Raw genomic sequence first — 9,142 nt, 5'->3', positions numbered from 1 at the left:
CAGCGGCACAAGTGACGTCGCGTGGTTCGCCCACATTGCCGGATTTGTCGTAGGCTATGTGCTCATGCGCCAATGGAAAAACAAAATCCCGGCCAAAAGAGTATATGAACAATGGGAGTATTGAAAACGGTCAAGGCACAACAGACCCCACACTATCTGCCTCCCTCGGCATCGTCCCCAGTTTCCATCGGTCTATGAGCCTGCGTATATCTTCGGGATTTTCTATTGGTGGACCCAGGCGGAGAAAGTTTTCAAGCGCAGAAACAGCACGAGTTATATCACCCGATTCGTAAAAATAGAGCGCCAGTGCGCGATAGTGTTCGCCAACGATTTGCCATGTCTCCGGGAAATCGAGCGCGTATGGAGGCACGCGTTTTTCGACTTCCACGAGAACATCGTAAGCCTCTATGTGCATACCCAGCCGAATGTACGCACGGACAAGGCCATCAAAGAGAATCAGATAATTGCCGAGCAGGCGACGCGCAACCGGGTCTTTGTGAACCGTACTATCCGCAACGCCGGTATATCGATAGACCTCGAGTAAATTTCGCCTGATCTTTTCCTCCTCAAACTGCTCGTATCCCCGGGACCTGACCAGTTTATACGCCATTCCCTCCATAGACAAATAGGGCTTCAAACCCGCCATATTGATATCGGGCACAGTCACGGCAAAATAAATGGGCCGCTTTTCCCAGTTGTATTTCAAAATGCGCCATATCATCAAAGTATGGGGTTCCAGGACTGGGATCGTCTCTCTGCCCGCAGGGTACCCGACTATGGGAAGATCTCCCGCCTCGAGTTTAAGACCTGCTATCTCTACGGCCTGGTCATAATCCCAGGGAAGAGCCCCAAGCAAGCCTTCAATCTCATCATCCTCAAGATCGAATTCAACACCGAGCCTCTTCAACTGTTTAATGTACCACGAAGTCTTGATCAGACTGAGATTGACAATTTGAATATCATTGCGCACGCCCTCAACACCCTGTAAAAACCACAGGGGATACGTATCGTTATCCCCATTGGTAAACAAAATGGCATTCTCCTCACAGGTAGCCATAATATTATAGGCATAATCATAGGGCACAAAATCGCCCGTGCGATCGTGTACGTGATAATTTTTGACCAGAATACCCGACGGCACCAGAAGCATGAGAGCCGCCGCGACCCACGCCAGAGACGGCGTCTTCACCCAGGCGATAAGCCCCGCAGCACCAATCCCCATCCATATACCGAAAATTGTATAAGCCCCCACAAAAATATATTCGCGCTCGCGGGGTTCTGGATCGGGCATATTGAGATAGAGCACAAGCCCCACGCCCATCAGGGCAAACATGGCAAAAAGGGAAGCAAAGCGCTTCCAATCCATACGCAGGTGATACACAGCACCGCCAATGCCGAGCGCGAGCGTAATCAGAGAATATTGAATGATCTGATATCGGCTCATATAAACATCTACCGCACGGCGAAAAGCTGCGGAAATCCCATCAAAAAACGGAAACTGCTGGAGAAAATATTTGATAAAAATATTAAACTGAAAAACCCAGGGTTCGGCGCGGCGTGGAAAAACAAGGTGGATCCCGTATTGCTGACGCCCCATAAATGCTTTGAAATTCTCCCAGGTCTCGGGGTCGTTCATATCAATCATGGGATTGAGACCCGACCGAATAAAAAGGGCGAAATACGTGGAAAAACCCAGCGCACCGATAATAACTCCCAAAAGCCAGAATTGGGGATTGCGCCACTCAGGCCTCAAAATGAGCAACCCGATGATAATAGCACCCGTCAGGAGTGCGGCGACCCCGATGGGAAAAATAATAGATAAGAAAGGATAAAGGGTAAGCCCCACAACCACGAGCACCTGATGCTTGAGGGGTCGATCTTCCATCAAATCGGTAAAAAGCAGAATGAGAATACCGGGAATGGTGAGCAAACACTGGAGATGTACACCTGCGCCGAGTCCAAAAAGATAGGCAATAAAAAGCAAGAGACGATCGCTATTGTGGTCTTTGTGCGCGTCATCCCAGCGCAGAGCCACCCACACCGCCAGCATAGTAATACACATCGACAGACCATAAACTTCGGCTTCGATGGCGTTATTCCAAAAAGAAAAAGAGAAAGCCGTGCTGAGGGAAGCAACCACACCACCGACAAGAATAGCGACTTGTTGGACAGTATTTTCGCGATCCAGCCATGTGGAGAGCAAACGGACAGTACACAAATAGATGAGAACAACTGTGGCAATACCAGCAGCAGCCGACAGGAGATTCACGCGAAACGCGACCTCTCCAAAAGGCAACATGGAAAAGATACGCCCCAGCAAAGTATAGAACGGCGCGCCGGGGGGATGGGGAATGCCCAGAGTATAAGCAGTAGTAATAAACTCGCCACAGTCCCAAAATGCAACAGTAGGTGCCAGTGTCGAGAGATAGATAACAGTCGTGACAAAAAATACCAGACCAGCGACGATCTTATTGCGCTGTCCAAATTCGTTCATAGGGTTTCTACTCGCAAGTATGGATTCTTACTCCGGAAGGTCTTCGGGTCGCTCAATTTCAATATCGACATATGTGCCGTCAACTCTGGCTATAACATAAAAAACCTCATTGCCCCGCAAAACCCATACTGAACTACCTGTACCGTGCATGAGAACGGGTTCAGAGGGACCATAGGTATGGGGAGGCAGATCTTCGGGCCCATAAATCTGCACACTCCCATACGTCGGATCCCATTTCAAAAAAAACAAACTATCGCCCTTCAAAACCCAGGCTCTGGATCCACCACCAGCCATCATAACCGGTTCCGATCCATCTGAATCCGGCAATTCTTCAGGACGCTCGACCTCCAGTCTCACAAATGTGCCTTCGCGTTTTGCAGTGGCAAAATAGACATCGTCGCCCCGCAGTATCCAGGCAAAATCACCCGTACTCTGCAGGAGCAGGACTTCTTTGATCTCCTCGCCACCGATTTCATGGGGACCATAAATCTGCGCCTGTTCAAACTCCCTATCCCATTTGAGATAGTAAATTTTATTCCCTTTCAAAATCCAGGATGTCACCCCACTACCGCCTATCATAGCGGGTTCTGGCACTTCTTCATCCTCGGCAAAAACGGGCGCAGGTTTAGACAACGGTAAGCTCGTACAAGCAGTGAAAAGTAAAAACAGAGCATAGATAAAACGTCGATTAGACATTTGTGATTCTCCGGTTGAGATAAAATTTTTTTAGACGGACAAATGTATGGATTATGGAAGAATCAGTCAAGAGGCGGTGAGACGCGGAAGGCTCCCCTTCTCACCATTAAACTATACCCCCCAGCAAACCAAAAGTTCTCCCAAAAAAATAATAGGCCACATCGGGCAAACCCGTTTGTGGCCTATTGGAATAGCGGTCCGTATTAATGCAAATAAGATTTCAGCGGACGGCTGCGCGAAGTATGGCGCAATCGCCGAAGTGCCTTCTCTTTAATCTGACGCACGCGCTCTCGAGTCAATCCAAAACGTTCGCCAATCTCCTCGAGGGTAAGAGGCTGTTCGCGATTGATGCCAAAATAAAGTGTAATGACTTCGGCTTCACGAGGGGTGAGGGTAGCGAGGGCTTTTTCTATTTCTCGTCTGAGTGCGTCATCGAGAAGTGGATCGTCGGGAGGGGGTTGCATGCCGTCTTCAAGTACATCGAGCAGATTATTGTCTTCGCCATCTTTAAAAGGCGCATCCAGTGAAAGATGCCGGCTCGAAATTTTGAGTGTATCGCGCACTTCAAAATCATTCATGCCGAGTTCATCGGCAATTTCACCCGGACTGGGTTCGCGACCATACTCCTGTTCGAGACCACTCGAAGCCTTGCCAATTTTGTGGAGCGCGCCAACCCGATTCAGCGGCAGGCGAACAATGCGAGATTGCTCTGCCAGAGCCTGTAAAATCGCCTGTCGGATCCACCACACGGCATAGGAAATAAATTTGAAACCCTTCGTTTCATCAAAACGCTTGGCAGCTTTGATGAGTCCAAGATTTCCTTCATTTATCAGGTCGCCCATCGAAAGGCCCTGATTCTGATATTGTTTGGCGACACTTACCACAAATCTCAGGTTGGCTGTGGTCAACTCTTCCAGGGCACCTTGATCGCCCTTTTTTATTCGTTTGGCCAGCACGACTTCCTGGTCCGCTGTAAGCAACGCGACTTCGCCAATTTCTTGCAAATACTGATCCAGTGATTCGTCTTCACGAGCATAAGGTCTTTTAGATAGTCTTGGCACTTCGTCAACCTCTCCTTCTTTGCACAGGGGATTTGCGCAGGCAGATAACACCTGCAAGGATAAAGGACAAAGGTCTTTGAACGACAAAGGGAGAATCTTACATGAATACCTCCTATCTTTACCCGATTGCCAGTGCTAAATCCCTTCCCTTTCTCGACACGGCAACGGGCTTCTACCTTCTGGTGGGGCCAGAAGAAGTTTCTAATCTTCTCTATCTGATTCTTGTAATGTTTTGAATTGTGCTTCCTGGTTTTGCAATTGCTCTTCGAGCTTGCCAATAGTCGCGATTTGACCTTGAACCGCTTCAGTTTGTGCCTCAATGGCGGCTTCATGGTCTTTGAGTTCCTCGTATATTTGTCCGCCAAGTTCTGTAAATGCATCGTGAATAGCGTGGCGCGTACGCGCAATATCGAGGCGTGCGCGGCCGAGTCTGCCCAGATATTCGGCTTTTTCCGCTGCTGTAGCCGCGCCATCGCGAAGACCTTGCTTGATTTTTTCCCAAAGAGTTTCGGAATTCATTGTTTTTGCTCCAGCATTAAGCGTCGGTTTGATTTTTTACACGGCGAAGTTCGGATAGTAACTGCGCTCGATTTGCGCGTGAAATTTCCCGCCCCTGAATAGCAATACCCGGCGTTTCACGAGCAATCTGGCGCAGGCGATGTACAGGCAGACTTTCGAGATCCTCTTCATTCGTTCCGTCTATTTCGTCCGTTTTTTCCATCAACCCAAAAACATCGACGAGATCCTCATGTGGATTGGGAATCACGTGATGTGCCACCAGGGTGCCCACCTGTTGCGCCGCCTGCACACCGGCTTCAACCGCAGCCTGCACTGCGCCAACATCGCCTAAAACGCGAATCGAAATAATACCACCTTCTATTTGTTCGACGGCAGACAACTCAACGGCCGCTGCTTTGGTTGCTGCATCGGCCGCTTCTGCAACGCCGACAAAACCCAGCGTTTCAATAAGTCCGAGGGCAGGTTTCATAAATGCTTATTTCCAAACAAAGAAAAGCGGCTACTCAAAACGCCATATGCGTATGAACAGCCGCCGAACAAATCTATTCAACGGTGTGTATTTTTGGCAGAGAAAATGAAAATAGTTGTGTAATCCAACGGAAGGTTCATTAGACTTGCCAATCTACGAATGTGTTGATTTATATGGATACCGCGAGAGTCAAAAGTAACAAATTTGAGGTCAGATGTCACGCATTTTTTTACATGTGAAAGCTATCCTAATGTAGTGTATTGTAATATAGTTATATAGCTTATAAAGGAAACTCATGAGTCACCATTGAAAACGACTCAGCCCCTCAGCAGTACCAAACCAGACATATCCGCCATCCCGAAGAACAACCTGTACCCGCGTATGTGCAAGACCATCGTACATCGTGTAATGCGTCCAGAGGTGGCGCGGCACATCCAGAAGAAAAGCCCCTGCGCTCGTGGCAACCCACACCTCATCGCCATCGGCCTCAATTGAAACGCGATCTCTCCCGCCTATCTCGGCGAGGGGATACTCGCGCCAGGTATTATCTCCCGGACGGTATCGCACAGCTGCTGATGGGACGTTTGTAGCAAACCACAAATCATTGTTGTGCATAGCCAGCGCGTGTATCCTTCGTTTGGCAATATCATCGGCTACAGGTCGCCAAGTGCGATCCCCTCGGGCACATTGAAAAAGACCGCTCTCAGTACCTGCCCATATATAATCGGGACCTGCAACCATAGCATTGATAATCGCGTATTCGCTACCCTGCACATAGTCGAGCGAATCGGCTTTAATATCCAGCATAGCCAAACCGCGTTCCGAGCCAATCCAGAGAATGTCGTTATCGCGTGCCAGTGCCTGCACCTGCCCCCAAAGACGAGTCTCGCGATAAGTAAACCACTGTCCCGTGCGTCTGTAATACCGCATCAGACCATTGTGGGTGCCAAACCACACATTTTCATCACCGGGTAATATCGTGGCAATCTGGGGATCGTCGAGACCGATGATGCGGTTGGCTTCAAAATACTCCCACGTATTTGTACCAGGGCGATACCGGGTAATGCCTCGCGCAGGTGCGCGATAAGTATCTGCGCCCCCAATCCACAAAACATCACCATCGCGTGCAATAGCAGTGACATTTTCTTCCAGCGGACCATAAGTGAGGAATGAAAGCTGACCATCAATGAGTTCGGCCTGCCCCACACCCAGACCCCATGTGGCGATCCAGAGATGGCGCCACGAGTCAATCAACACATCTGTAATCGCATAATTGCGCCGGGGACCTATGACCTGGTGCTCGTCGAGATAATACCCAAAAGGCGGAAAAACCGGTGGAATTTGGGGAACTGACCGGGGATTGTGGAGATGTGCAGGAGGCCTGCCCCCCGGCATGACGCTCTGCACGCCAGTAAGCCATCTGCCCACACCCGAGGGCGTTTCAAACCACAGATCACCTGTATCGCTATCATAAGCAATCCGCTGCACCCGGTTATCGGGCAGACCATCGCGGGTTGTCAGCGGAGCCAGCCACGTCTTGGCAAACCGGTCATAGCGGCGAATGCCCCCGGTCGTCGCCACAAAAATGACCGTCGGGCTTTCCACTATGGACGTGACGTAATTCATGCTGGTAAAATTTTCCCAGCGGTCGCGATCATACGCGGATGAAGGCGCGAAGAGCAGGACGGTCAGAAGCGCGATGGAAAATTGCACTGCACGTCGGTGAATAACAAGCTCAAACATTACCTGGGACCTCGAACATAGTCCTCGCCGCCTCAAATTCGGGTATAGACGTCTTGCCATTAAGACTCAGTTCAGACAAAATGCGCCCCGTAAGCGGTCCGAACTTAAAACCGTGCCCTGAAAAGCCCGCTCCGATAACCACATTGGGATTATCCGGATGGATATCGAGAATAAAGTCCTCAGTACCCGTATTGGTATAAAGACATGTCTCCCAATCGAGAAACCGCGCAACAGGCGGAACAAATTGCGCTTTAATAAATACCCGAAGATCCTCAATCGCGTCTTCCGGCATCTGCGTGGGCACATCGTCGGGATCGTCGTCAACACCACTGACAATATGTTTGGCCAACTTGATCCCATTGCGCCCAAATTGCGGAAGACCGTAATAACTTATATCGCCTTTTCGCAGGAGATAACCCCAAACCGGAAAAGCCCCCGGTTGAAATTCCTCCCGCGACCCCTCAAGCTGGAAAAACCCAACCGTCTGACGCGCCACTGCAACCCGCGAATCGAGAACCGGAAGCAAACGAGACACCCAGGGACCAGCCGTCACAATCAGACGCTCTGTTTCAAAATCCCCCGCAGAAGTCTCCACGCGAATGGGATCGCGAGTAATATCAACGCGCTGCACAGTCGTATTTTCCCGGATATCCCCACCCTGTCTGCGAATCAGATAAATAAGAGACTGAACAGCCTGCGCGGCAGCCACAAGCCCAGCCGTGCGGTCATGGAGAACGCCAGCGGCATTTTCAAAGCGAAAAACCGGAAAGCGCTTCCGCCCCTCTTCAGGGGTGAGAGGTTCCACATCCACACCAACCTCTGTCACAGCCTCAGCATAACTTTCGTATTTCCCCCCCGGTGGACCAAAAAAACAGCCGGGCGTGGGATAAATGAGCTGGACCTCTGCATCGCGCTCGAGCTGGGGCCACGACTCGCCGTGTGCAATTTGCATGAGACGCACATAATCTGCATTCACATACGCACTGCGGGTAATGCGCGAATCCCCGTGTGAACTGCCCCGGCCGTGAGCGAGACCAAATTGCTCAATCAGCCCAACATCGCGAATGCCCTGCCGCAAGAGATGGTAGCATGTACACAGACCATTAATCCCTGCACCAATGACGAGTGTATGATATGTAGAAGACATCGTTTTCTCCGAAAGAACCAAACTACAACCTCTCCAATATACCGAAACCTGCAATGCGTTTCCAGCGTGAAATAACATCAGTCTGAGCGTGACACAACTGCCATTATGACTGAAATCGGGTAGCAAAATCGGCACTCCTCGAAATAAATATTGGAACAAAAATTAGTATTTAGTTGTAAATAAAGCAATTAGCTGAATTTATGATTTCAGGCACGGATATTGCTTAAAAAATGGTAAAGGTAATATACCATCATTCCAAGGAGCATCTGATCATGCCAAACGACAACCCCCTCACAAGCGTAAACGCAATCGAAGCGTATAGCATCCCATCTGAATTGCCCATGCTGGTAACATCAGAAGTAGTCATCTATCCCCTCATGGCCGCCCCCTTGTTATTGGAAGACGAACGCGCAGTCAAAGCCGCGCAAGCGGCAATAGACGCCGGACACAAAGTACTCGCCATCTTTGGAGAACTGGAAGAAAGCGACGCCGAAGAAGACATCCGCCGGGAGTCCCTGTATCCCGTAGGCACTGCAATCTACATCGCGCGATCCGCGGAAATGCCCGACGGCCGCATGCAAGTGCTCGTACAGGGCATGGCGCGACTATCACTCATAGATGTATTGCAATCGCAACCTCATCCGGTGGCGAAAGTTGAGAAAATAGCATCAGAAATAGAACACAACACAGAATTGGAAGCGCTCGCGCGCAATATATTCGGCCAATTCAAAAAAGCAGTGGCACTCGCCCCCAATGTACCCCGAGAAGTCGGGGCAGCCTTAGACGCCCTCTCAGAAATAACCCACAAGGCAGACTTCATCGCCTCACAACTCAACGTGGAATTTGAAGACCAACAAAAAATATTAGCCGAGCGCAATCTGTATCGGCGACTGGAAGCCATCAATCAATACCTCAATCGCGAAGTTGAAATTCTGGAACTGCGCGAAAAAATCAACTCAGAAGCTGTTTTAAAATTATGAGATAGTAAAAAAAGCGTTGAAAAAGCGTATTCA

Annotated in this window: 7 protein-coding genes and 1 pseudogene; 1 reads left to right on the top strand and 7 read right to left on the bottom strand. The window is 49.8% G+C overall.

The genetic code is table 11. The features are described from left to right. Positions 1-130: 130 nt before the first annotated feature. From OXH16_16900 to solA, 7 genes and pseudogenes are all read right to left on the bottom strand, one after another. Positions 131-2,494 (bottom strand): DUF2723 domain-containing protein, encoded by a 2,364-nt coding sequence (locus OXH16_16900; protein ID MCY3683077.1) that lies wholly within the window; start codon positions 2,492-2,494, stop codon positions 131-133. A 27-nt stretch (positions 2,495-2,521) separates the two neighbouring features. Further along, positions 2,522-3,190 (bottom strand): hypothetical protein, encoded by a 669-nt coding sequence (locus OXH16_16895; protein MCY3683076.1) that lies wholly within the window; start codon positions 3,188-3,190, stop codon positions 2,522-2,524. A 203-nt stretch (positions 3,191-3,393) separates the two neighbouring features. Next, the gene (locus OXH16_16890) at positions 3,394-4,251 is read right to left on the bottom strand and encodes an RNA polymerase sigma factor RpoD/SigA (protein ID MCY3683075.1); all 858 of its coding nucleotides are present in this window, start codon (positions 4,249-4,251) and stop codon (positions 3,394-3,396) included. 201 nt (positions 4,252-4,452) lie between these two features. Further along, the gene (locus tag OXH16_16885) at positions 4,453-4,770 is read right to left on the bottom strand and encodes a hypothetical protein (protein MCY3683074.1); all 318 of its coding nucleotides are present in this window, start codon (positions 4,768-4,770) and stop codon (positions 4,453-4,455) included. 220 nt (positions 4,771-4,990) lie between these two features. Continuing rightward, positions 4,991-5,239 (bottom strand): annotated as a pseudogene (locus OXH16_16880) (BMC domain-containing protein). A gap of 300 nt (positions 5,240-5,539) precedes the next feature. Further along, entirely contained in the window at positions 5,540-6,982 is a 1,443-nt protein-coding gene (locus tag OXH16_16875; GenBank protein ID MCY3683073.1) for a hypothetical protein, read from the bottom strand. After that, complete coding sequence (gene solA, locus OXH16_16870; protein MCY3683072.1) at positions 6,975-8,129, bottom strand: N-methyl-L-tryptophan oxidase; 1,155 nt, start codon at positions 8,127-8,129, stop codon at positions 6,975-6,977. The genes OXH16_16875 and solA overlap by 8 nt, the downstream gene beginning before the upstream one ends. A 272-nt stretch (positions 8,130-8,401) precedes the next feature. Here solA and OXH16_16865 point away from each other — a divergent pair, with 272 nt between their 5' ends. Further along, the gene (locus OXH16_16865; protein ID MCY3683071.1) at positions 8,402-9,109 is read left to right on the top strand and encodes an LON peptidase substrate-binding domain-containing protein; all 708 of its coding nucleotides are present in this window, start codon (positions 8,402-8,404) and stop codon (positions 9,107-9,109) included. Positions 9,110-9,142: the final 33 nt, after the last annotated feature.

The sequence above is a fragment of the Gemmatimonadota bacterium genome (genome assembly GCA_026705765.1).
Lineage (GTDB): Bacteria > Latescibacterota > UBA2968 > UBA2968 > UBA2968 > VXRD01.
This window is presented reverse-complemented; position numbering and strand designations above follow the sequence as displayed.

Bases quoted from the DNA above. Each gene is read 5' to 3' on its own strand.
- OXH16_16865 (MCY3683071.1), top strand. From the start codon at position 8,402: ATGCCAAACGACAACCCCCTCACAAGCGTAAACGCAATCGAAGCGTAT.
- OXH16_16885 (MCY3683074.1), bottom strand. From the start codon at position 4,770: ATGAATTCCGAAACTCTTTGGGAAAAAATCAAGCAAGGTCTTCGCGAT.
- OXH16_16875 (MCY3683073.1), bottom strand. From the start codon at position 6,982: ATGTTTGAGCTTGTTATTCACCGACGTGCAGTGCAATTTTCCATCGCG.
- OXH16_16900 (MCY3683077.1), bottom strand. From the start codon at position 2,494: ATGAACGAATTTGGACAGCGCAATAAGATCGTCGCTGGTCTGGTATTT.
- solA (MCY3683072.1), bottom strand. From the start codon at position 8,129: ATGTCTTCTACATATCATACACTCGTCATTGGTGCAGGGATTAATGGT.
- OXH16_16895 (MCY3683076.1), bottom strand. From the start codon at position 3,190: ATGTCTAATCGACGTTTTATCTATGCTCTGTTTTTACTTTTCACTGCT.